20 protein-coding genes and 1 pseudogene are annotated in these 23,222 nt (G+C 73.1%); 6 read left to right on the top strand and 15 right to left on the bottom strand.

Going from position 1 to position 23,222, the window contains the following annotated elements:
- Positions 1–93: 93 nt before the first annotated feature.
- Both QF030_RS35000 and QF030_RS34995 read left to right on the top strand, forming a co-directional pair.
- Positions 94–810 carry a FadR/GntR family transcriptional regulator gene (locus QF030_RS35000; protein WP_307166559.1) on the top strand — a complete coding sequence of 239 codons (717 nt, stop codon included), beginning with the start codon at positions 94–96 and terminating at the stop codon, positions 808–810.
- A 90-nt stretch (positions 811–900) separates the two neighbouring features.
- Positions 901–2,244 carry an amidase gene (locus QF030_RS34995; RefSeq protein WP_307166558.1) on the top strand — a complete coding sequence of 448 codons (1,344 nt, stop codon included), beginning with the start codon at positions 901–903 and terminating at the stop codon, positions 2,242–2,244.
- 65 nt (positions 2,245–2,309) lie between these two features.
- On the opposite strand, the gene QF030_RS34990 is transcribed toward QF030_RS34995, so the two are convergent.
- Positions 2,310–2,483, bottom strand: coding sequence for a hypothetical protein (locus tag QF030_RS34990; RefSeq protein WP_107472678.1), 174 nt, complete (start codon positions 2,481–2,483; stop codon positions 2,310–2,312).
- 408 nt (positions 2,484–2,891) lie between these two features.
- Between QF030_RS34990 and QF030_RS34985 the strand changes: the two genes are divergently transcribed.
- Complete coding sequence (locus tag QF030_RS34985; RefSeq protein ID WP_307166557.1) at positions 2,892–3,176, top strand: hypothetical protein; 285 nt, start codon at positions 2,892–2,894, stop codon at positions 3,174–3,176.
- Positions 3,177–3,201: 25 nt separating this feature from the next.
- Positions 3,202–3,960: an SDR family oxidoreductase gene (locus QF030_RS34980; protein WP_307166556.1), complete on the top strand. Its 759-nt coding sequence runs from the start codon at positions 3,202–3,204 to the stop codon at positions 3,958–3,960.
- Between the two features lie 70 nt (positions 3,961–4,030).
- Here QF030_RS34980 and QF030_RS34975 read toward each other — a convergent pair whose 3' ends face one another.
- The 5 genes from QF030_RS34975 to QF030_RS34955 form a co-directional block, all read right to left on the bottom strand.
- Positions 4,031–5,539, bottom strand: coding sequence for an SDR family NAD(P)-dependent oxidoreductase (locus tag QF030_RS34975; RefSeq protein WP_307166555.1), 1,509 nt, complete (start codon positions 5,537–5,539; stop codon positions 4,031–4,033).
- Between the two features lie 103 nt (positions 5,540–5,642).
- On the bottom strand, positions 5,643–7,001 hold the full coding sequence (locus tag QF030_RS34970) for a wax ester/triacylglycerol synthase family O-acyltransferase (RefSeq protein WP_307166554.1): 1,359 nt from the start codon (positions 6,999–7,001) through the stop codon (positions 5,643–5,645).
- A gap of 104 nt (positions 7,002–7,105) precedes the next feature.
- On the bottom strand, positions 7,106–8,326 hold the full coding sequence (glgC, locus tag QF030_RS34965; protein WP_307166553.1) for a glucose-1-phosphate adenylyltransferase: 1,221 nt from the start codon (positions 8,324–8,326) through the stop codon (positions 7,106–7,108).
- A 51-nt stretch (positions 8,327–8,377) separates the two neighbouring features.
- Positions 8,378–9,529 (bottom strand): glycogen synthase, encoded by a 1,152-nt coding sequence (gene glgA, locus QF030_RS34960; protein ID WP_307166552.1) that lies wholly within the window; start codon positions 9,527–9,529, stop codon positions 8,378–8,380.
- 40 nt (positions 9,530–9,569) lie between these two features.
- Positions 9,570–10,349, bottom strand: a complete 780-nt coding sequence (locus tag QF030_RS34955; protein WP_373428850.1) for a (2Fe-2S)-binding protein — start codon at positions 10,347–10,349, stop codon at positions 9,570–9,572.
- Positions 10,350–10,558: 209 nt separating this feature from the next.
- On the opposite strand from QF030_RS34955, the gene QF030_RS34950 reads away from it, so the two are divergent.
- Positions 10,559–11,812 (top strand): DMT family transporter, encoded by a 1,254-nt coding sequence (locus QF030_RS34950; RefSeq protein ID WP_307166551.1) that lies wholly within the window; start codon positions 10,559–10,561, stop codon positions 11,810–11,812.
- Here the strand turns inward: QF030_RS34950 and QF030_RS34945 are convergent.
- Positions 11,802–13,031: a transglycosylase family protein gene (locus tag QF030_RS34945; RefSeq protein WP_307166550.1), complete on the bottom strand. Its 1,230-nt coding sequence runs from the start codon at positions 13,029–13,031 to the stop codon at positions 11,802–11,804. The genes QF030_RS34950 and QF030_RS34945 overlap by 11 nt on opposite strands.
- 198 nt (positions 13,032–13,229) lie before the next feature.
- Between QF030_RS34945 and gndA the strand changes: the two genes are divergently transcribed.
- Positions 13,230–14,669: an NADP-dependent phosphogluconate dehydrogenase gene (gene gndA / locus QF030_RS34940; RefSeq protein ID WP_307166549.1), complete on the top strand. Its 1,440-nt coding sequence runs from the start codon at positions 13,230–13,232 to the stop codon at positions 14,667–14,669.
- Positions 14,670–15,157: 488 nt separating this feature from the next.
- Here the strand turns inward: gndA and QF030_RS34935 are convergent, their stop codons facing one another.
- The 8 genes and pseudogenes from QF030_RS34935 to QF030_RS34900 form a co-directional block, all read right to left on the bottom strand.
- Entirely contained in the window at positions 15,158–15,505 is a 348-nt protein-coding gene (locus QF030_RS34935; RefSeq protein ID WP_020127502.1) for a GNAT family N-acetyltransferase, read from the bottom strand.
- 38 nt (positions 15,506–15,543) lie between these two features.
- Positions 15,544–15,963 carry an aspartate 1-decarboxylase gene (panD, locus tag QF030_RS34930; protein WP_307166548.1) on the bottom strand — a complete coding sequence of 140 codons (420 nt, stop codon included), beginning with the start codon at positions 15,961–15,963 and terminating at the stop codon, positions 15,544–15,546.
- A gap of 191 nt (positions 15,964–16,154) precedes the next feature.
- Complete coding sequence (locus QF030_RS34925; protein ID WP_307166547.1) at positions 16,155–16,763, bottom strand: sigma-70 family RNA polymerase sigma factor; 609 nt, start codon at positions 16,761–16,763, stop codon at positions 16,155–16,157.
- 205 nt (positions 16,764–16,968) lie between these two features.
- Positions 16,969–17,634, bottom strand: a complete 666-nt coding sequence (locus tag QF030_RS34920; protein ID WP_307166546.1) for a hypothetical protein — start codon at positions 17,632–17,634, stop codon at positions 16,969–16,971.
- A gap of 257 nt (positions 17,635–17,891) precedes the next feature.
- Positions 17,892–19,703 (bottom strand): subtype B tannase, encoded by a 1,812-nt coding sequence (locus QF030_RS34915; protein WP_307166545.1) that lies wholly within the window; start codon positions 19,701–19,703, stop codon positions 17,892–17,894.
- 370 nt (positions 19,704–20,073) lie between these two features.
- Complete coding sequence (locus tag QF030_RS34910) at positions 20,074–20,394, bottom strand: hypothetical protein (protein WP_307166544.1); 321 nt, start codon at positions 20,392–20,394, stop codon at positions 20,074–20,076.
- Between the two features lie 98 nt (positions 20,395–20,492).
- Positions 20,493–22,073: a helicase-related protein gene (locus tag QF030_RS34905; protein WP_307166543.1), complete on the bottom strand. Its 1,581-nt coding sequence runs from the start codon at positions 22,071–22,073 to the stop codon at positions 20,493–20,495.
- Between the two features lie 274 nt (positions 22,074–22,347).
- Positions 22,348–22,725 (bottom strand): annotated as a pseudogene (locus tag QF030_RS34900) (DEAD/DEAH box helicase); the annotation flags it as partial.
- Positions 22,726–23,222: the final 497 nt, after the last annotated feature.

Genomic DNA, 23,222 nt, shown 5'->3' with positions numbered 1-23,222 from the left:
ACACCCCCCGGGTAGCTTTTCGGCGAGTTCCCTGTCCAAGTGGTCGGACCACCTCGACAGGGATCGCGGCGGACCGGTGACAGGAGAGGCCACGTGGAAGACACCCCGCGCGACGGGACCGCCGTCCCGAAGGGCACGGTGACGCAGCGCGCCATCGAGCGGATCAAGGCGATGATCACCGACGGCTCGCTGGAGCCCGGCCAGCGGTTGCCGACGGAGCGCGATCTCGCGGTCGGGCTGGGCATCTCGCGCAGTTCGATGCGCGAGGCGATCCGGGCTCTCACGGTGCTGGGGGTGCTGGAGGCCCGGCACGGGTCCGGGATCTACGTCACCGCGTTGGAGGCGGGGGATCTGCTGGAGACGTTCGGGGTGGTGGCCGACCTGTCCCGGGGCCCCCGGCTGGTCGAACTGCTCCAGGTACGCCGGATCCTGGAGTCGACGGCCACCGCACTGGCCGCGGCCCGCATCACCCCGGAGCAGCTGGCCGTCGTGGAAGGTCACCTGGCGGCGATGAACGCGACGGACGACCCGGAGGAGATCCTCGCGCACGACCTCGAGTTCCACCGGGTGATCGCGCAGGCCGCCGGGAACGAGACGATGGCGGCGATCCTGGAGGGCCTCTCCTCACGCACCTTCCGGGCCCGCGTCTGGCGCGGCTACCAGGAGGAGGACGCCTTCGCCCGGACCCGCCGGGAGCACGCCGCGATCCACCGCGCGCTGGCCGCCCGCGACCCGGAGGCCGCCCGGGCGGCGGCGGCCGCCCATGTCGGCGAGGTGGAGGAGTGGCTCAGGGGGCAGGTGGGCCCCTGAGTCGCGGCCGCCTCTCGACGCGGGACTTCCGGCGGGGCAGAGTTCTCCTACGTACTCACCAGTAGTGCACGCACACCGAGGGAGCTGCCTGTGACCAGCTGGGTCGGCCGGACCGCCGTCGAGATCGCCGCCGCCGTACGCGCCAAGGAGGTCACCCCGCGCGAGGTGGTGGCGGAGCATCTCGCGCGGATCGAACGGCTGGACGGCCGGATCGGAGCGTTCCGCACGGTGCGCGTCGAGGCGGCCCTGGCGGAAGCCGACGCGCTGGCCGCCCGGGGCGACCTGGACGGGCTGCCCCTCGCCGGGGTTCCGGTGGCGGTCAAGGACAACCTGGGTGTGCGGGGCGAGTCGACCCGGGTCGGCTCGGCCGCGACAGCGGACACCCCGGCCGGGGCCGACCACGTCACGGTGGCCCGGCTGCGGGCGGCCGGCGCGGTGGTCGTGGGTCTGACCAACGTGCCCGAGCTGTGCGTCTTCGGCACCACGGAGGGCGTGCACGGCACCGCCCGCAATCCCTGGGACACCACCCGCACGGCGGGCGGCTCGTCGGGCGGCAGCGCGGCCGCGGTCGCCGCGGGCCTGGTGCCGATCGCCCTCGGCAACGACGGCATGGGCTCGCTGCGTATTCCGGCGGCCAACTGCGGTCTGGTCACCATCAAGCCGGGCCACGGGGTGGTGCCGGCCGGGATCGGCGAGGGCGACTGGTTCGGGATGTCGGAGAACGGTCCGCTGGCGACGACGGTCGAGGACGCGCGGCTGATGCTGTCGGTCCTCGCGGGCACCGACGCCGTGGCGGCCGGGGACCCCGGCGCGCTGAAGATCGCCGTCTCGGTGCGCAGCCCGCTGGCCGGGGTCACGGTGAGCAGGCCGTACACGGGCGCCGCGCGGGACGCGGCCGGGGTGCTGGTCCGGGCGGGGCACCACGTGGAGCGGGCCGAGCCGCCCTATCCGCTGTCGCTGGGCGTCACCTCGCTCGCGCACTGGACGGCGGGCACGGCCGTGGACGCCTCGGGCCTGGACCGGCGGCTGCTGACCCGGCGCACCCGGGTGCACGCGGCCGTCGGCCGGCGCTTCCTGTCCGGGGTGCGCGGCGGCTCGGCGCGGGAGGTCCTGCGTCGGCGCCTCGAGCCGTTCTTCGCGGAGTACGACGTGCTGCTCACGCCGGCGCTGGCACGACGGTCACCGAAGTCGGCGCCGTGGCACGAGCGGAGCTGGCTGCGCAACGTCCTGGTGAACACGAACTACTCGCCGCTGACGCCGCCGTGGAACCTGACCGGCTGGCCCGCCATGGCGGTCCCCTTCGGCACGCTGCCGTCCGGTGCTCCCACCGCGGTGCAGTTGGTGAGCCTGCCCGGGCGGGAGGGCGAACTGCTGCGGCTGGCCGAACAGTTGGAGAGCCTGCGTCCGTGGCGACGGACGGCTCCGCTCGACTGAGCGGAGAAGCCGGCCCGGCGTGGACGTGCGGGGCGCACAACCAGGCCGGGCGACCGCGAGCGGGGTCAGTCCACGCTGGGCAGGATGTGGGGCTCGGCGAGGTCGTCCTCGTAGCCCGCCAGGCGGATGGGGGCGGAGCGGGCCCACACGTCGAGGCTGCCGATCTCGCCTGGCCGGCGGCCGGCCCGCTCCGGGCGTTCCTTGGGGCGTTGCTCGCGATTCGTCTTCTCCGGTGTCACCGCGCACTCCTTATGTGTCGGGTCACCCTCGGGGCGTGCCGGCCAGTCTGCGGTCCGGCGCCTGACGCTCCCTCGGGGCTGGCTCAAGTCGGTCGAGGACGCGGTGGCGCCGGCAACTTCTTGGAGGGCGAGCCGTTGTGAAGCGGCCTGTCCCATGACGGACCGTGGGTGTGGGTGGCACTCCGTACTGCTGTCCGTCCGCTACACATTAACCAAATGAGCGGCCCGCCGCTCGATAGGGCTGAAAATTTGGGGTAACCATGGCAAGTCACCCGTATATCGCCGCAGGTGAATTGAACCTTTTTGCACCCTGATGAACCTTCTGGGTTCACCCGTCCGGGGGATGCGGCCGCGCGTGGCGCCCTGGGGAAGCCGCACATTCGCCCACGAGTTCGTCGCGTGGTTCACATGCCGTTCGCCCACCCCATCGGCCACCTGCCGTGCCCCACCGACGCCTCCGGCCGGCCGGACCGGGCCGCCGACGCCGTACGGCCCCTGCCCGGCGTCCGGGTGGCCCGCCGCGCTCCCTCGCACCCCTGGCAGGGGCGCACCGCCGCCGACGCTCCGTTCCGCCTGCGCCAGGCGGGCGAGGACGGCCGGGCGGCGGGGTCCGACGCGGGCGTGCCGGAGAACCGGCGCACGGTGCCGGAGCCGGTGGCGGCAGGGAACTCGCCGCTCGGGGCTGTCGATTGACGGTCCGTCATGAGACGGTACGCCGATGACGTCGTCGTACGGTTTGCGGGGCAGGGCCGCCGTCGTCACGGGGGCCACGCGCGGGATCGGCTGGGCGGTGGCGCGGGCGCTCGCCGACGCCGGGGCGCGGGTGTGCGTCAGCGCGCGGGACCCGGACCGGGTACGCCGCGCGGCCGCGGAGCTGGACGGCGTCGGACTGGCCGGCGACGTCGGGGACCCCGGGCATCCCCGGCAGCTCACCGAGCTGTGCCTGAACACGTTCGGGCGGCTGGACGTGCTGGTCAACAACGCGGCGACCAACCAGCCCCACGGGCCGCTCGTGGAGGCCGATCCGGGCGTCTGGCGGAAGGCGTTCACGGTGAACGTCGAGGCGCCGCTGCGGCTGGTGCAGTGCGCCTGGCAGGGCTGGATGCGGGAGCACGGCGGCGTGGTCGTCAACATCTGCACGGAGGGCGCGGAACACGTCGGCCCCGGCGTCGGCGCCTACGGCACCAGCAAGGCGGCCCTGCTCCACCTCACCCGGCAGCTCGCGGGCGAACTGGGCCCCCGGGTGCGGGTGAACTCCGTCTCCCCCGGCCTGGTACGCACCGAGATGGCGCGGTTCGTCTGGGAGCCTGCAGAGGAGGAACTGGCGGCGGCCCTGCCCCTGGGCAGGATCGGGGAACCGGAGGACGTGGCCCGAGCGGTGCTCTGGCTGTGCTCCGAAGAGGCGAAGTGGATCACGGGGGCGGATCTGCTGGTGGACGGCGGCACCCGGGTGCGCCGGGCACGCACCGCCACCTGAGCGGCGCGGGGAGCCGCACGCCCACCCCCCGCCGCCCACCGGATCACCCGGCCTCCCGGCGCGGGACTGCCTACCACTTGCCGGGCGCGTAGTCCTTCAGGAACACCCCGTACAGATCCTCGCCCTGCTCGCCGCGCACGATCGGGTCGTAGACGCGGGCCGCGCCGTCGACCAGGTCGAGCGGGGCGTGGAAGCCCTCCTCGGCGAGGCGCAGCTTGTCGTAGTGCGGCCGCTCGTCGGTGATCCAGCCGGTGTCGACCGAGGTCATGAGGATGCCGTCGGTCTGGAACATCTCCTGGCCGCTCGTCCGCGTCACCATGTTCATCGCGGCCTTGGCGGCGTTGGTGTTCGGGTGGCCGGCGCCCTTGTAGCCGCGGCCGAAGACACCCTCCATCGCCGAGACGTTGACGACGTACGCGCGCCCGCTCGGCGCCTTCCTGGCGGCGTCGGCCATGACCGGGCGGAGCTTGCTGATCAGGATGAAGGGCGCCGTGTAGTTGCACAGCTGGGTCTCGAGGAGCTCCACCGGGGAGATCTGCTCGATGGTCTGCACCCAGGTGTTGGTGTCGACGACGTCGGGGACCAGACCGCCCGCGTCGATGGCGGTGCCGTCGAGGTGCCGGGCGATGCTGGCGTTGCCCGCGACCAGGGCGAGGTCGGCGACCTTCTGCGCGTCCGGGCCGCCGGTGCCGAGGGGCAGCGTGGCGAGCCCGTCGACCGCGCCGGAGTTGAAGGCGCCGATGACGTGGTGGGCGGGCAGCTCACCGGCCGGCAGCGGGGCGCTCTCACCGCCCACCAGGGCCGCGTAGGCGGAGGGCAGACGGCGTACGGTCTGCGTCGCGTTGTTCACGAGGATGTCCAGCGGGCCCGCCTCGGCGACCCGGTCGGCGAGGGCCACGGCCTGCGCAGGGTCGCGCAGGTCGATGCCGACGACCTCGAGGCGGTGCATCCAGTCGCCCGAGTCGTCCATGGCCTTGAAGCGGCGGATGGCGTCCTTCGGGAAGCGCGTCGTGATCGTGGTGTGGGCGCCGTCGCGCAGCAGCCGCAGCGCGATGTACATGCCGATCTTGGCGCGGCCGCCGGTGAGCAGCGCGCGCTTGCCGGTGAGGTCGGCGCGGGCGTCGCGGCGGGAGCGGTTCTCGGCCGCGCAGCTCGGGCAGAGCTGGTGGTAGAAGTAGTCGACCTCGACGTACCGGGTCTTGCAGGTGTAGCAGGAGCGCGGGCGCTGGAGTATCCCGGCGATCCTGCCCTCCTCGGTGCCCGACGACGGCAGGATGCCCTCGGTCTCGTCGTCGATGCGCTGGGCGGAGCCGGTCGCGGTGGCCTCGGTGACCGCCTTGTCGTGGGCGGTCTTGGCGGCCCGGCGGTCCTGGCGGCGGCGCTGCTTCACGGTGCGGTAGACGCCGGCGGTGGCCCGGCGCACGGCGATCGCGTCGGGGTGGTCGACGTCCAGCTTGTCGAGTTCGTCCAGCACGGCGAGGCAGACGGCGAGCCGCTCCGGGTCGATACCGGGCCCGTACACGACCTCGTCCACGACCTCCTCCGTGATCGCCGTCGAGCCGTCCTCTGTCACCGTCATCGCGCTGCCGCTTCCCTGATCACCCGTGCGGCGCTCCGACCGAGTCCGCCCTCGAAGGACGAATTTTACGGAGCGCCGGGCCCCTCCTCCAAACCCGTTCCCGTCAAGAGCCGCAGGCAGTGATGAGCGTCTCCACCTCGGCGGTCAGCGCGCGGGCGAACCGGTCCAGGTCGGGGACCGCCTCGGCGTCGGCGACGAGCCCGTAGTGGATCCGGCCGCGGTAGGTGGAGACGGCGACCGCGAGGGCCTGGCCGCGGGCCAGCGGGGCGTACGGGAAGACCTCGGTCACCGGGTTCCCGCCGAGCTTCAGGCCGAAGCTGGGCAGGGGCACGCTGGTGACGAGGATGTCGAACCAGAGCCGGGCGGCATGCCCGACCAGCGGGCCGCCGAGGCGGTGGCCGAGGGCCGGGACGTGGTCGGCGAGCAGGGCGACGGCGCCGGCGCCCCGGCCGGGGCCCGCGTCCTTGTTGCGGTCCATGGCGGTGCGGACCGTGTCGAGGCGGCGCAGCGGGTCCGGGTCGTCCACGGGCAGCCGCATCAGGTACCCGGAGAGCCGGTTGCCCTGGGGATGGGCGGTGCGCGGGCGGCGCTTGGAGACGGGGATGAGCGCGCGCGGCACGACGCCCTCGCTGCCGTCGCCGCGTTCGTCGAGCCAGCGGCGCAGGGCCCCGGCGACGACCGCGATCAGCACGTCGTTGACGGTGCCGCCGGCGACCTTGCGGATCCGGTGCACGTCGTCGAGGTCGATGACGACGCCGGCCGTGCGGCGGGTGCCGGTGGGCGCGGCGGTCAGGGCGGGGGTGGGGCACATGCCCAGGGTGTGCACGGCGACGGAGGCGCCGATGTCGAGGGCCCGGCCCACGTCGCTGACGGCTCCGCGCAGCAGGCCGGGCAGTCTGCGCACGTCGGGAAGGACTCCGCGGGCCGGTTCGGCGGGGCGGGGCCGGGGGGCGGGCAGGTCCATGGGGTCGAGGATCGCCGCGGCCAGGGTCAGCGCGCGCAGACCGTCGGCGAGGGCGTGGTGGAACTTGAAGAGCACGGCGAAGCGGGCGCCGTCCCGGTGCGGCAGGACGTGCGCCTCCCAGGGCGGGCGGCCGCGCTCCAGAGGGCGTTCCATGAGCCGCCCGGCCTCGGCCTGGAAGTCGGCGGCGGGCGCGTGCAGCGTGACGTGGTGGAGGGGGTCGAAGTCCGGGTCCGCCTCCCGGGTCGCGCCGCCGAAGGCGAGCGACCGGCGCAGGTCGAACGGTTCCGAGCGGTCGAAGGGCCGCCACACGTCGCGGATCCGCATGCGCAGTCCGGGGACGCCCGCGGCACGGGCCGCGAGCAGGTCGGCGGCGTGGGCGCCCGCGGTGGGCGACTGCGCCGTGAAGACGCCGAGCGCTCCCAGGTGCATGGGGTGCTCGGCCGACTCGAGGTTCCAGAACGCCAGGTCGAGGGGGGCCAGCAGATCATCAGCAGTCACAGGCTTGCCTCGCGTCGGCTCAGGGTGGAGGCAAACAGTCAAGCGCGCCCGGGCGATTACGGTCAAGTACGATCAGGCTACACACAGTTAACAGCGCATTAAGTTCAGGACACCCGCTGGCCCTTTCCCAGGGCTATCACGCCGCCCTTCGACACCGTGTACAGCTCCGCGTCCCGCTCCGGGTTCACGCCGATGGTCGCACCCGGAGGGACCTCCACGTTCTTGTCGAGGACCGCCCCGCGCACCACCGCACCCCGTCCGATGTGCACGTTGTCGTGCAGGATCGAGCCCTGGACGACCGCTCCCGGGTCGACCACCACACCGGGCGACAGCACCGAGCGGGTGACCTGCCCGCGGATCAGGCATCCCGAACTGATGATCGACTCACCGGCGATGCCGCCCGCGTTGAAACGCGCCGGGGAGAGCTGGCCCGAGTGGGTGTAGATCGGCCAGCTGCGGTTGTACAGGTTGAAGGCGGGGCGCTCGGCGATCAGGTCCATATGGGCGTCGTAGTACGCGTCGAGCGTGCCGACGTCCCGCCAGTACCCCTGGTCGCGGGTGGTCTCGCCGGGCACGTGGTTCTCGTGGAAGTCGTACAGCCGGGCCTCGCCGCGCTCGGTGAGCTGGGGCAGGATCGAGCCGCCCATGTCGTGGACCGAGTTCTCGTCCTCGGCGTCCCGCTGGAGCGCCTCTATGAGCGCCTTGGTGGTGAAGAGGTAGTTGCCCATCGACGCGAACACGCACTCCGGGTCGTCGGCGAGCCCGGGCGGGTCGGCCGGCTTCTCCAGGAAGCGCTCGACCGTCAGCCCGTCCGAGCCAGGGGTGATCACTCCGAAGGAGGAGGACTCGCTGCGCGGGACCCGGATCCCCGCCACGGTCACGCCCGCGCCGCTGTCGATGTGCTGGGTGAGCATCTGGCGCGGGTCCATGCGGTAGACGTGGTCGGCGCCGAACACGGCCACGTACTCGGGCTGCTCGTCGTGGACGAGGTTCAGCGACTGGAGGATGGCGTCGGCGCTGCCGAGGTACCAGCGCGGGCCGAGCCGCTGCTGGGCCGGGACCGGGGTGACGTAGTTGCCGAGCAGGCTCGACATCCGCCAGGTGGTGGTGATGTGCCGGTCCAGCGAGTGCGACTTGTACTGCGTCAGCACACAGATGCGCAGGACGTCCGCGTTGACCAGGTTGGACAGCACGAAGTCGACCAGCCGGTACGTGCCTCCGAAGGTGACCGCCGGTTTGGCGCGGTCGGCCGTGAGGGGCATCAGACGCTTGCCCTCACCGCCCGCCAGCACGATCCCGAGCACCGATGGCCCACCACGACGCATGGCCGCTCCCCTCACCCTGGTTGAAACCATGGTTGCCCCCGACCGGGGGAACTAAGCCTGTTTGACGATCTCCTCGTACAGCCGGACCGTCCGCCGGGCCACCGCTTCCCAGCCGAAGTCCTCCGTCGCCCGCGTCCGCCCGGCCTCGCCCATCCGGCGGCCGGCCGCCGGATCGCCGAGGACCGCGTCCAGCGCCCGGGCGAGTCCCGCCTCGAAATCGTCGTCCACCTCCACGAGCGTCCCGGTCACCCCGTCCTCGACGACCTCCGGGATCCCGCCGACCCGGGAGGCCACCACGGGAGTGCCGCAGGCCATCGCCTCCAGATTGACGATGCCGAGCGGTTCGTACACCGAAGGGCAGACGAACACGGCCGCGTGCGTGAGGAGTTGGATCACCTCGGGGCGCGGCAGCATCTTCGGGATCCAGTGCACGCCGTCACGGGCGCGGCTCAGCTCCGCGAAGAGGTCGCGGAACTCCCGGTCGATCTCCGGGGTGTCCGGCGCTCCCGCGCACAGCACGACCTGAGCCGCGGGGTCGATGTCCCGGACGGCGCGCAGCAGATGGGGCACGCCCTTCTGCCGGGTGATGCGGCCGACGAACAGCACGAACGGGCGGTCCGGGTCGATGCCGACGCGGGCGAGGGCGTCGGTGCCGCGGTCGGGACGGTAGAGGGCGGTGTCGATGCCGTTGTGGACGATGTGGACCCGCTCCGGGGCGAGCGCCGGGTAACAGGCGAGGATGTCGTCGCGCATCGCGCCCGAGACGGCTATCACCGCGTCGGCCGCCTCCACCGCGGTCCGCTCGGCCCAGCCCGACAGGGCGTAGCCGCCGCCGAGTTGCTCGGCCTTCCAGGGCCGCAGGGGCTCCAGCGAGTGCGCGGTCACCACGTGCGGGACGCCGTACAGCTCCTTGGCGAGGTGGCCTGCGAGGTTGGCGTACCAGGTGTGGGAGTGGACGAGCTCGCGGCCTTCGAGGGCGGCCGCCATGGCGAGATCCACGGAGAAGGTGCGCAGCGCGTCGTTGGCGCCGTCCAGCGCCGGCCAGGGGCGGTGCCGCCGGACCCCCTCGGTGCGGCCCTCGCCCCAGCAGTGCACGTCGAGATCGACCAGCCGCCTCAACTCGCGGGCCAGGAACTCCACATGGACGCCCGCGCCGCCGTACACGTCCGGGGGATACTCCCGGGTCAGCAGTCCCACTCGCACCCGGAACCCCCCACATCTCAGCGATCGGCTCCCTTCATGGTCACCCAGACGGGGCGCGTGGGGAAGAGCGCGGGGGTCGTGTGAAGCAACAGTCGCCGCAGACGCCCCCGCCGGGCACCCGGTAGTACAGGCAGCAGCTGCGGCGGCGGAAGGCGGTGCCGCTCGGCGTCCCGGTGTCCGAGAGGAGGGGGTGGGTGAACAGCTCGGCGGTGAGGGCACGCGCGCGTGCGGCGACGTCGGGACGGCCGTGCGTACGGGCCCACAGGTCCACCTGGCGGGCGGCTCCGGCCAGCGCCGATCCGGCGTTGCCCCGCAGCAGGCCCGGCGCGACCGGGTGGCGGGCGCGCAGCGCGACGGAGAGGGGTGCGAGGTGGCCGTCGAGGACGGTCGCGGCCACGGTCGCCGCGTCCCCCGGCCGGGCTCGCACCTCGGTCAGCCACAGGTCGTCCGGGGCGGCCCCGTCCGGGTCCCAGCGCAGCAGCGCCGGCGCGAGGTCGGGGACGCTCCCGTACAGGACGGCGCAGCCCAGCGTCACCGACCAGAGCCGGGCGGCGAGGCCCTGCTGCGCCACCGAGGCCCCGATCCGGTCCTCGGCGGCGCGCAGCGCCCGGGTCACCTTGCGGATCCGGAAGCCCAGCGGATCGTCGTGGACGTCCGGTGCCGCGCTCCGGGGGCCCTCCCGGTAGGCGCGGGCGAGGGTGGGCAGCGCCGCGGCCGGCCCCTGCGGGCCGCCCGGCGGTGTGCGCAGGGCGAAGAACGGGCCGAGCGGGCGGAGCGCGGCGAGATCGGGGTCGAGGTCCACGAAGTGCAGTAGTACCAAGGGCGGTAGGGGTCGTACTCAGGGGGATCCCTGGTCCGTCACCCGCCTGAGGGAGGACAGAGGGCCTCCCGTACTCCATCGGTAGTAGGACCTATTGCGTGCTCAGGTACGACGACGGGAACAGATCGACAAGGCATCGTGTTGGTTATGAGAGCCGACCGTTCGCCGCGCCGGGCCCCGCGCCCCCGCCTCACGCAGAGGAGCTGCTCATGAGCGCCCTCGCGTTGTCCGTGGTCCTGTCGCTCGTCTCCGCTGTCGCGTACGCGGCCGGGGCGATCGTGCAGGAGCAGGTCGCGCTGTCCTCGCCCGACGAGGAGTACGCCCCGCTGCGCCGTCCGGGCTGGTGGGCAGCGGTGGCGCTGAACGGTGCCGGCGGACTTCTGCACGTGGTGGCGCTCGCCTACGGTCCCCTCAGCCTGGTCCAGCCGCTGGGCGCGCTGACCATCGTGTTCGCGCTGCCCATGGCCGCGCTGTTCGTCGGCCGCAGGGCCGGGGCGACGGCCTGGCGGGGAGCGATCATGGCGACGGTCGGTCTCGCCGGACTGCTGTCCCTGGTGGGTGCCTCCGACGCGCAGTCCCTGAGCACCCCGCAGCGGGTCAGCGTGGCCGTGGTCACCGCGAGCGCGGTCGTGGCTCTCATGGTGGCCGGGCGGGCCGCCCACCGGCACCCGGCGGTCCGCAGCATGCTGCTGGCGACCGCCTCGGGCATCGCGTTCGGCATGTCGTCGGTGTTCACCAAGACCGTGGCGGTCGACTGGACCGGTGGCGTCTCGACGGCCGACGTCCCGTCCCTGGCCGTGATCGGCGTGCTGGCCACGGCCGGCATGCTGCTGTCGCAGGCCTCCTACCGGGGCGCGGGCCTCGAGGCCCCGCTGGCCACGCTGACAGTGGTCAACCCGGTGGTGGCGGCCGCGGTCGGCATCACGATGTTCGGCGAGACCTTCCGCTACGGCACCACGGGCACCGTGCTCGCCCTCGGCTGCGGTGTGGTGGCAGCGGGCGGACTCATCCTGCTCACGACGGAGCGCCTCCAGGGCGCTCGGCCGCAGGCGCCGTCGGCCGGTCTCCCGGCCGCGCGGCCCCGCACGGACACCGGCGCGCGGGAGGACCGGGCCACCGCCCCGGCGGCCGGGCAGTCCGGCGGTGCGACGGGCGCGATCCGGTTCCCCGGGCAGCCGGGCGCGCCGCTGCCGGAGGGCGTGCGGTCGGCGGAAGCGGCGCGGGAGGACCTGCGGCCCGCCGGAGCGGTGCCCCGGCAGGCGCGGCCGGCCGACGTCCGGGCGGCGGAAGGGCCGACGGAACGATTCGTACGGACGGCGGCCACGGCCGTCGACGACGAGGACGGCCACGAGGAGGTCCCGCCGGGCGGGGACGTGCCTCCGTCGTTCTACACCCCGCTGTACGGAGGTCTGTACGTCCCGATGCCGGTCGTCGACCGGCATCGGGAGCGTGTCAGATCCTGACGCCGCCGGCCCGCAGATACGCCACCGGGTCGACGTCCGTTCCGAAACCGGGCCCGGTCCGCACCTCGAAGTGCAGATGCGGGCCCGTGCTGTTGCCGGTGGAGCCGGACCGGCCGATGCGCTGCCCGCCGCTCACCGACTGCCCGTCCCGTACGGAGATCGCCGACAGGTGGGCGTACTGGGAGTAGCGGCCGTCGGCGTGCCGGACGATCACCTGGTAGCCGAAGGAACCGGCCCAGCCCGCGCTCACCACCTCGCCCGCCTTGACCGCCTGCACGGAGGTGCCGGTGGGCACGGGGAAGTCGACGCCGGTGTGGTAGCCCTTCGACCACGACGAACCCGTCGCGTGGTACGGCGTCCCGGTGGAGGCGCTGACGGGCGACACGACCGAATGGCCGGTCGTCGCCTTGGCGCCGGTGCCCTTGGCCTTGGAGCTCTTGGCCGGTTTGCCGTCCTTGGCGCCCGGGGAGGTCTTCGGCTTCTCCGTCCGGGGTCTGGTGGTGCTCGGCGCCTCGGCCGCGGCCGCCCGGCCGTCCAGGCTGAGCCGCTGGCCCGGCAGGATCAGATCGGGGTCGCCGCCGATGGTCGTCCGGTTGGCGGCGTAGAGCCCCCGCCAGCCGCCCTTGACCTCCTCGGTGTCCGCGATGCCGGAGAGGGTGTCGCCGCGGACCACCGTGTACATCTCGGCGGTGCCCGCGCGGGACTGAGGCGTGCTCTGCGGCCGCACGTCGTCCAGGGACGTCTTCGACGCCTTGGGAGCCGCCTTGGAGGGCGACGGGGACGACGCCGCCCCGGCGGACCTCGTCGAGGTGCCGCTCGGACGGATGTCCGGGGCGTCGCCGCCCCGGCTCAGTCCGGCGCGCACCGAGCAGACGGGCCAGGCGCCGGGCCCCTGGCCGTCCAGCACCTTCTCGGCCACGGCGATCTGCTGGTCCTTGGTGGCCAGATCCGCACGGGGCGCGTACCGCGTACCGCCGTACGCCTCCCAGGTGGACTGGGTGAACTGGAGTCCGCCGTAGTAGCCGTTGCCGGAGTTGATGTCCCAGTCGTTGGTCGACTCGCACGCGGCGACCTTGTTCCAGGTGTCCACGTCGGCCGCTTGAGCTGCACCGGTGCCGATCAGCGGCAGCGCCATACCGGCACCACCCGCCGTGACGGTGAGTGAGGCCCGGTTGATCCTGTTCGGCTGATACCGGCGGTGCCGGCCGCGTACGGCCATGGAGATCCCCCTCGACATGCGTCAGGAGGGGCAAAAGTAAGGGCGGCGAACAGGCCATGACAAGGCGACAACCGGCCGCTCCGACGCGCGGGCGGACGCCGGACGCCCCGGGCGGGAATCCGGCGGCGCAACCCGTCAAGATGGTCCGAGGACGACACTGACCGAACGCACGGGCACACCCCTGGAGGAGCCAACCGTATGAGCACTTCAGCTCAGATCGGCGTCACGGGACTCGCGGTCATGGGCCGCAATCTCGCCCGCAACTTCGCGCGCAACGGCTACACGGTCGCGCTGCACAACCGTACGGCGGCACGGACGCACGCCCTGGTCGAGGAGTTCGGCCACGAGGGCGAGTTCGTCGCCGCGGAGACCGCCAAGGAGTTCGTGGCGGCACTGGAGCGGCCCCGCCGCCTGGTGATCATGGTGAAGGCCGGTGAGCCGACCGACGCGGTGATCCGGGAGTTCGCCCCGCTGCTCGAACCCGGCGACATGATCATCGACGGCGGCAACGCGCACTTCGCCGACACCCGCCGCCGCGAGCGCGAACTGCGCGAGCAGGACATCCACTTCGTCGGCGCGGGCATCTCCGGTGGCGAGGAGGGCGCACTGCACGGCCCGAGCATCATGCCGGGCGGCTCGCCGCAGTCGTACGAGTCGCTGGGCCCGATGCTGGAGAAGATCTCGGCGAAGGCGGCGGACGGAGCGCCCTGCGTCACGCACATCGGCCCGGACGGCGCCGGTCACTTCGTGAAGATGGTCCACAACGGCATCGAGTACGCCGACATGCAACTGATCGGCGAGGCCTACCAGTTGCTGCGCGACATCGCCGGGTACGAACCCGCGCAGATCGCGGACATCTTCCGCACCTGGAACACGGGCCGCCTCGACTCCTACCTGATCGAGATCACCGCCGAGGTGCTGTCCCACGTGGACGCGGCGACGGGCCGGCCCTTCGTCGACGTGGTGGTCGACCAGGCGGAACAGAAGGGCACCGGCCGCTGGACGGTCCAGATCGCCCTCGACCTCGGCGTTCCGGTGTCGGGCATCGCCGAGGCCGTCTTCGCCCGGTCGCTGTCGGGCCACGCGAAGCTGCGCGAGGCCTCGCGCGGCCTGGCAGGCCCGAAGGCGTCGGCGCTGGGCAGGGCGGAGGCGCAGGCCTTCGCCGACCGGGTGGAGCAGGCGCTGTACGCCTCGAAGATCGTGTCGTACACGCAGGGCTTCCACGAGATCGCCGCGGGCAGCGAGGAGTACGGCTGGGACATCGACCTCGGCGCCGTCTCCTCGATCTGGCGCGGCGGCTGCATCATCCGCGCCGCCTTCCTCGACCGGATCCGCGCCGCGTACGACAACCGGTCGGACCTGCCGAGCCTGCTGTCCGACGAGACGTTCGCCTCCGAGATCGCGGCGGCGCAGGACCCGTGGCGTGAGGTGCTGGTCTCGGCGACGCTCCAGGGCGTGCCGACGCCCGGGTTCGCGGCGGCGCTCGCCTACTACGACGCGCTGCGTGCGGAGCGGCTCCCGGCGGCGCTCACGCAGGGACAGCGGGACTTCTTCGGGGCGCACACGTACCGCAGGGTGGACCGCGAGGGCGCGTTCCACACCCTCTGGGGCGGCGACCGGTCGGAGACGCAGGCGTAGTCCGCGGCGCAGTCGCCTCCTGGGCGTCCCGGTGGGCGGCGGTTCACCGGCGCCCACCGTCGTCCCGTCAGCCGATCCCGTCAGCTGAGAGGTGGCCCCGGTTCCGGGCTGGGAACCGGTTCCGGGCCCGGCGGGATGGGGGACGGCGAGGGGTCCGGGGGCGGACCGGGCCGCGGAGGCGGCGTCGGGTCCGGACCGGGCGGCGGCTCGGGAGCGGGCACCGGGCTGGGGAACGGCTCCGGAGGACCCGGGACCGGGCCGGGCGGCGGTCCGGGCTGGACCGGGTCGGGGTGAACGGGCTCGGGGTGGACGGGGTCGGCGTACGGGTTGGTCATGATGTCCTCCGGCCAGATGTGAGGCTTGGCTCTGGACTCATCCCCCGCGTACCCGGGGTGGCCGCGGCCACTCACCCGGGTGGGCGCACCGGCCCGTTCCCACCCCTGCCGTTCCCACCCCTGCCGCTCCCGCGATGCCGCGGGCGCGGCGGTTCAGAAACGGCCGGGGTGCGCGCGCAGCCAGTCCTTGGCGGCGCGCAGCAGCTCCGGGTCGGCCGCCGGGGCCTCGTCGGGGTGCCGCTCGGCCCACTTCACGACGTACGGGCAGAGCGGCGCCACGGGAATGCCCTCGCGCCCGGAGGCGGCGTACAGCTCCCGCGCCAGCGAGCCGGCGATGCCCTTGCCCTCGTGGGCCGGCTCGACGACGGTGTGCACCGGCACCAGCGCGGGCGCGGGCGACTCCAGCACGAAGTACTCGATGCGGCCCACCACTTCACCCCCGTCGCCGAGGGCCTCGAGGCGGCCCGCCGCCCGGTCGTCGCGGATCTCGATGTCGCTCATGGGCACTCCCGGTGCGCTGCGTGCGATGGCTGCTGCGGTCAGACCGACACCGCCTGCGGGCTGCGCTCCTGGCCGGAGCCCGGTACCGGCTCCGAGAGGTCCGCTCCGAGGGCCACGATCCGGTTGTCACCGTCCACATGCACGACCCGCGGCTTCAGAGCCCGCGCCTCGGCGTCGGTCACCTGAGCGTAACTGATGATGATCACCAGATCCCCGGGGTGCACGAGATGGGCGGCGGCCCCGTTGATACCGACGACGCCCGAGCCTCGCTCCCCCTCGATGACGTACGTCTCGAGCCGCGCCCCGTTGGTGATGTCGACGATGTGGACGAGCTCCCCCGGCAGCAGATCGGCGGCGTCGAGCAGATCGGCGTCGATGGTCACGGATCCCACGTAGTGCAGGTCGGCCTGGGTGACGGTGGCTCGGTGGATCTTGGACTTGTGCATAGTGCGCAGCATCAAGCACTCCTAGAAGACGGCTCCCTGCCGGCTTTTTGCAGGTCAAGGGCGCCGTTCACTTTACACGGGCACGCCTCGGACCCGAAGGGTGTGAGGAACATCGCTTCCCTGCGGGAAGGACCTTCCGCTTCGGCGGGGCGAGGACGGTGAACCGTCAGGCCGGCGCCCGCCCGGAGGCGCCGGCCTTCGCGTCACGCTGCTCGGACGGCCTGGATCTCCGCTTCGAGGAGCAGGAGTTCCAGGGTGGCCCGTGCGCGAGCCACCCTGGAACGGACCGTGCCGACGGGGCAGCCGATGAAGCGGGCCGCCTCGTCGTAGGGCAGTCCCACCACCTGGGTCAGCACGAAAGCCTCACGGCGCTCGTCGGGCAGCGCCTCCAGCAGGTCGAGGAGCGCGATGCCGTCGTCGAAGCCCGGCAGCCCGCGGGGCTGGGTGCGTTCCACGGCCGACTGCCAGTCGTGGGTGTCGGCCGGCCGGGGGCGGGCCGCGGCACGGCGGAAACTGTCGGCCACCGCGCGGCGGGCGATGGACAGCAGCCAGGTACGGGCCGAGGCACGTCCCTCGAAACGCGGCAGGCCGGCGAGGGCGCGTACGAACGTGTCCTGGGTCAGGTCGTGGGCGGCCTGGGGGTCGCCGCTGAGATGGGCGACGTAGCGCAGTACGTCGCCGTGGAGCGCGCGGACGAAGTGCTCGGCGGCATGAGGGTCGCCGTTGCGGGCGGCCAGTGCCCAGGCGGTGGCGGAGGCGTCCGCCGTCGCGCGCTCCGCACGACGGGGAGCGGACAGGACAGAAGTGATCACGTGGTGTCCTTCTCGAATCGTCCGGGGCCGACGTCCCGCAGGAACGTGGCTCTCCGGCACACGGGTGCGCCGTACGCAGTCGGTACGGCGATGCCCGGGGCTCGTCACGCGCTCATGGCCGACACGAGGAGACGCGTGGCGTGGGGACATCCGCGTGGGAGCGCGGAACGGTGAAGAGCGGTGAGCCCCGGTGGATCCGGCTGTCTCAGACGACAGCGGCACCCGTGGGCGGTCCCCGGGAGGTGACGGAACGACAGAGAAGGAAACGGGCCAGCGGCGAGCGGTGCGCGCGGGTGCGGCGCCTACGCACGGGCGGGCGGCGGGCCGGCACGGGCAGCGCCAGCAGCATCCGCAGCGGCGCGGCCAGCCGAGCCGCTGCGGCTCGCAGGACACGGAAGACGGCGCGCTCGCCGTGGGCGAGCCACAGTCCGCACAGCACCGCCGCGAGAAGGTGGGCCGCGAGCATGCCGAACGAGGCGGTGGCGGCCATGCTGTGCGTGTGCCCCAGGCCCGAGCCGTGGGCCATGTGCGTCATGCCGCTCATGTCCATGACGTCCGAGGAACCCATGTCCATGCCGTCCGGTGCGGTGCCCCGGCCGGGTGCCGCACCGGACGGCCGGGTCCGGGCCAGCGAGAACGTCTCATGGAGCACCGCCTGGGCGGCGACCACGACCGTGACGATCATCGCGCGCCCGCGCTCACGGCCGGCCATGAACCAGCCGGCCGCACCGGTCGCCGCGGTGCCGACGACCACCGTCCGCCAGTGGACGGGAGTCCCGGACATCAGCACGTGACCGAGGGCGGCCAGCAGCACGCAGGCGGCGGCGAAGACACCGGCCCGCAGCGTGCGGCACCACCCTCCGACAGTCATAGCGCGCCCATCTTTGCACCCGACGTCCGATCGTCATCAGGGGGTACGGACGCGCACCGGGCCCTCGCCTCACCGAAAGGACAGTGACTCACGCCACACGACCTGCTCGGGAACCCGACCGGCAGCCGGGACGACTACGGGTACCGGACGGTTCCAGGACGCACCACGACGGCGAGCGGACGGGCACCGCTGTGCCGCGACGCAGGACGGCGTCGCGGCACAGGCCCCCGGCGGTCGCGCGGCGCGGCCCGGTCCGGCTATCCGCGCTGTCCGGAGACGAGCGGGTTGCCGGCCTTGCGGACGACGTCGGCGATCCAGGCCATGGCCTCGGGTACGTCGTAGTTGCCGGCGTGCGGCTGGTTCCAGGCGAGCCGGTAGTTGAGGTCCTTGACCTGCTTGTCCGCGGCGAGCGCCCGGTCGAGGTTGACCGAGACGGTGAACGCGGTGTCCCGGTCGCGGGTGCCGTTGCGGATGTACCAGTTCGGCGCGGTGTCGGCGCCGGTGCCGACGAAGTCCATCGGGTCGACGAGGTGTACCTGGTCGTCGACGGTGGTGCTCTTCTTGCCGGTGTACTGGTCCCAGGTCAGCCCGGTGTCGTCGATGCCGCTGCCGTCGCCGGCGACGTCGTTGTGGTTCCAGCCGTACTCGGTGTAGTTCATGTACTTCTGGGCCGGCGGTCCGAAGAGGTTGGTCTCGGTGCCGCTGGTCGTGTTCCCGTTGACGCCCACGGCGTCGAAGGCGGGGGTCGTCTTGAGAGTGGCCTGGGTGGCGACGAAGGCGAGGTACCTCGTCATGTCGACGGAGCGCACCGTGCCGGTGGTGGTGTCGAGGTCGATCCAGTCGTTGACGTACGACTTCGTGGTGGGCGGGCCTCCCGGGCCTCCCGACTGGATCTCGAAGGTGCCGCCCAGCGGCGGGATCGTGTGTGCGGGGTCGGCCTTCACATAGGTCTCCGCGGAGCGGATGACCTCCTTATTGATGGCGTCGAGCATGGTCGCGGCGGTGAGCCGGGAGCCGTCGGGGTTGCGCAGCCCGAGGCTCTGCTCGTACGCGGGGAACCGGGCCGCGATCGCGGCGGCGTCCGTGGGTGAGGGGTTCGCACCGGTGGTGTCGCGGGTGGCGAGGATGTTGTAGAGCCACTCGTAGGCCGCGTCGGCGTTGCCGAGGTCGGTGATCGGGCAGTAGGCGTTGACCGCGAAGACGTCGTCGCGCAGGGTGCTGCGGCCCTTGGCGTCGATGCCGGCGGCGCCGATGGCGGCGAGGTAGGGGTCGTACTCGCCGCTGTTGCCGGAGGCGCCCAGGATCGACACCAGTGCGCCGCCGCCGCTGGTGCCGTTGACGACGATCCGCTCGGCGCTGCCGGGCATCGTGGCGTCGTTGAGACGCAGGTAGCGGACGGCCGCCTTGGCGTCGACCACTGCCGCGGGGGCCTTGCCGGGGGACGAGCCGTCGGCGCCTGTCAGCCCGCGGCTTCGGTTGGCGACGTCGGCGAAGACGTACCCGGCCTTCAGAGCGGCGCCGACGTTGCTCGTCGCGCTGTCGTAGGAGCCGCCGTCGGTCACACTCGCCTTGATGTAACTGGCCTTCCAGCCGCTGTTGTTCAGCGCGAGGTAGACCGGCGTCCGCTGATCGCCGAAGGCGCTCTCGGGGACGAACACGTTCATGCTCTGGTAGCCGCAGGCGGTGTTGGGGATCGTGGTGGTGCCGCCGCCGGGGCCGCCGGCCTGTTGCGCCGCCGCGGCGACCGGGGCGGCGACGTAGCAGATCTCCTTGTACCAGCGCACGTTCACCGGTTGCCCGTCGACGGTGACAGAGATCGTCGTGTAGGCGGCGGAGTCGAAGGCCAGCGCGGTGTCCTGCCGGTCCGCGGCACGGCCGCGGTGCTGTGCGGCGGACTCACCGGCGGCGGCCAGCGCGACGGAGGTCGGCAGCACAGCGGTGGTGAGCGCGAGGGAGCCCGCCAGCGCCGCGCCTCTCAAGAGATGTGTGCGGGCCACCGGGCGTCCCTCCCGCGTCCCCGCCGGGTGGGTGAGGGCCTCGCGTCCAAGGGACGCGGACTGCCGCTGCATGGGGTCTCCCCTCATCGAGCACGAAGTGCTTCGTCGATGCCTCGCCGTCGAGGCGTGACGCACGCTACAAGATTGTTAACAATATGCACAGCAATCTTGCAGACATTTTCGCCGCGCTCGGATGCGCATCGTGCGACTTCGCAGCTCGCCCCGGCGCCGGCACCGTTGCCCCGCCACTCCACCGGCCCGCGCGACGGCGCCCCCACCGACCGAGCCCCCGCGTCTCCCCGGGCGTCAACCGGATCGGCTACGGCGCCTGCACCAGTGACGACAGCGACGACAGCGCGACAGCGCGGTCGACTCGATCGACGTGGCCACGTCGACGTCCGGCGCCACCGCGGGTCACCAGGCCGAGGGCACGGCCGCCGCCTCAGCGGACGGCGCCCAACCGGAGCAGCGCGGCCGTGTCGGGGGCGGGCAGGGACACGGTCAACGCGCCGTCAGCCGCGTCCCACCGCACGGGGACCCCGGACGGGCCGGAGTGCAGTACCTGCGGGACGAGCGCAACGCCCCTCAGGTGGGGAAGGCCGAGCGTGCGGCTTCGGCTGCCGGCGCCCCTGCGCCACACCGCCAGATAGGCGGACTCCCGGCCGCGAAGGCCGTGGGCGATCCAGGCGTCGTCCCAGGCCGGCAGCCCGAGCGGCCAGAAGGGGCGGGCCTCGGCGACCTCCGGCCGGATGTCCTCGTACACGCGGATCGCCGAGCGTACGAGGGCAGACTGCTCAGGGGCGAAGCTCCGGTGTCATGACCGGCTGCCGCCACGGGGGCAGCGCACCTTGCGTCCCGTTGTCAGGAGAGCCCGTTGTACGACGCGAGCCACCCTGTCGCGTGGCGGTCGCCGCGAGTGAAGACGGCGCCTCCTCGCCGGCCTCTCGAAGAGTCATCGCGACGGCCCGGCGGGTAGTCGACCAGGGCGGGGGCGCCGTCGGAGACGTACCGGATCGTCGTCGTGCCGTCCCAGAGGCAGATCACCGCGCCGTGCGGGGCTTCCACACCGAGTGAGCCGGAGCGCCGGGTCGTGAAGGCGGATCCGGTGGCGCGCTGCTTGAGCAGGGTCTGGTATCGCGCCGGTGCGATCGCGCTGTCGCGCGGCGGGACGGTGCCGGCCCAGTCGGGGGCCCCGATACCGCGATCGCGCGCCGCGCGCCACATACGGGGCACGAGACGCGGCGCCAGCTGCGGTGTGGCCATCCGGCCGCACATCCACAGCAGCCGGCCGGCGCCCCGCTCGGGGCCGAGAGCGCGCCAGCGGATGCGTTCGGCGAGGTCGGCGGCCACGACCGCCGCCCAGGGATGAACGGTGCCCAACTCCCCCTGGGCGCCCAGCCAGGCCAGATACCGCTGGGCCTCGTCGAGGACGGCCGTCAGGCTGTCGGCCGGGATGCCGAGCACGTACCCCGCGCGCGCGGCGAACGCCTGGGGGCTGGTGGCGACCAGCAGCAGCACCGCGTGCGCCAGGTCTCCCGGCAGCAGTCCCTCGTCCTTGTCCGGTGGTTCCTGATCGGACTCAGGCTCCTCCGCCCGGCCCTGGTGACGCAGCACCCTGCGCAACGTGACACGGGCGCGGTCACTGAACGCGGCCTCCGCCAGGTCCGGCAGCCGGGTGGCCAGCAGTCTCGTCAGAGTCTCTTCGGCGTGGTCGGGGTCCTCCGGTACGGGGAGGTCGCGTACCGCTTCCGACAGCTCGTGCGCCAGGACGGCGTCCACCATGAAGCGGCTGGTCAGCGTCCCCCGTTCGGTCGGTTCCAGGAACGTGTCGCCCCTGGGTCCGCCGTGCCGGCGCAGGAAGCCGGCCTCCTCCAGGTAGACCACGGCGTCGTGGAGCGGCTCGACACTGTCGTGCCCCTGATGGAAGGCGAAGGTGTCGGTCCACCAGTCCTCGGCCTCCTCCAGCGAGGTCACGCGTCCTTGCACGAGTTCGGCCAGCACGTGGTCGGGCAGCCGGTCACCGATGCGCGAACGCACGGTGTAGCCGGCGGTCAGCCGAGCCTGCCACACGGGGCGTTCCGTCTCGTCCGCCAGCAGATAGGCCCAGCCCTCCCGCTCCCCCGCCCCGACCCGTCCGGCGCGGCCGAACATCTGCTGCACCATGGACACCTCGATCCGATCCCGGCCGAGGCGGCCGTCGCGCACGACGACGGCGCGGGCGGGGAGGTTCACCCCGGCCGCCACGGTGGAGGTCGCGACCAGGACGTCGCTCTCACGGGCCCGGAAGGCCTTCTCGGCCTCGCGCTTGTAGGGCCAGTCGCGGTAGTGCAGCCCCACGCCGGCGCTGCCGCACAGCCGCTCGACGAGTTCCGTGTCGTCCGCGTCGACGCCGCGTGTCGGGACCCCGCGGTCCGCGGCGATGGCGAGTGCCGTCGCGCGCACCCCGCGCTTGCTGCTGCAGAAGACGAGCACGCTGCCGTCCTCGTCGGTCACGGTCCGGACCAGCCGTACGGCGGCGGCGGTCCGCGCAGCGGTGGACCGCATGGGGCGTTCGCCGTCGCGGGCAGCGGGCAGCGGGCAGCAGCGGGATCTGCCAGGTCAGGCGGGTCGGCCGCCATGCCGTACGGATCAGCCTGGCCCCCAGCCAGTCGGCGACCTCGTCGGCGTTGGCCACGGTCGCCGACAGTCCGACGATGCGGGTCTGGGCACTGTCCTCGCGTACCCGCGTGAGCACCGCTTCCAGCACGGCGCCTCGCGCCGGGTCACCGAGCAGGTGGATCTCGTCGACGACCAGAACGCCGACCTCGGCGAGGACGCCGCCCAGCGACCCGTTTCGGCAGATCGCCTCGAACTTCTCGGTCGTGGCGACCCAGATGTCGGCCTCGCGGACGAGTTCGGTGTCGGTGGCGTACTCGCCCGTGAGCCGGACGACGCCGATGCCGTGCCGTCGCCAGTTCTCCAGTTCGCGGTCGAGTTCGTCGGTGAGCGACCGCTGGGGGACGAGCCAGGCCGCCTTGCGGCCCTGCGCATGGGCTCGCAGCGCGGCCACCATGCCGATGGGTGTCTTGCCCGCGCCGGTGGGAGCGACGACCATCACATGCCCGTCGCCCTCCAGCAGGGCGGGAACGGCGTCGGACTGGGCCGGGTTGAAGGCGGGGTGCGGCAACAGCCGGGCCCAGTCCTCGGGAACCAGGTCGGTGACCGGTACGTACGAGGCCTCGTCGGCGTCCGGCAGGTCCGCCAGGGCATCCCACTGGGCCTCGAAGGCGTCCCGGGCGGCGTGCGCCCCGGGTCCCGCGACGGGCGTGGGCGGAATGGGGGACCCCAGGCCCGCGAACGCGCGGGCGGGGTGGGCCACCAGCTGCGTGGGGCTGCCGAACTCGCCCACCGTGCCGACCTGTTCGTCCTCCACCCAGTGCCGGACGCCGCGGAAGGCGATGCCCCTCTCGGCCAGGTGGGCGCGCAAGTCGGCGAAGGCGGGGCCCTCGGGCAGGATGATCCGGATGTCGTCGGCCGCCGTCACCGCCCCCTCGGGCGGCCGCCAGGCGGGGTCGGTCACCTTGCGCCAGAACAGCCGGCGCTGCTCCGGCT

Source organism: Streptomyces rishiriensis (genome assembly GCF_030815485.1).
GTDB classification, from domain to species: domain Bacteria; phylum Actinomycetota; class Actinomycetes; order Streptomycetales; family Streptomycetaceae; genus Streptomyces; species Streptomyces rishiriensis_A.
Note: the sequence above shows the minus strand (reverse complement) of the source record. Positions and strands in the feature narration are given on the sequence as shown.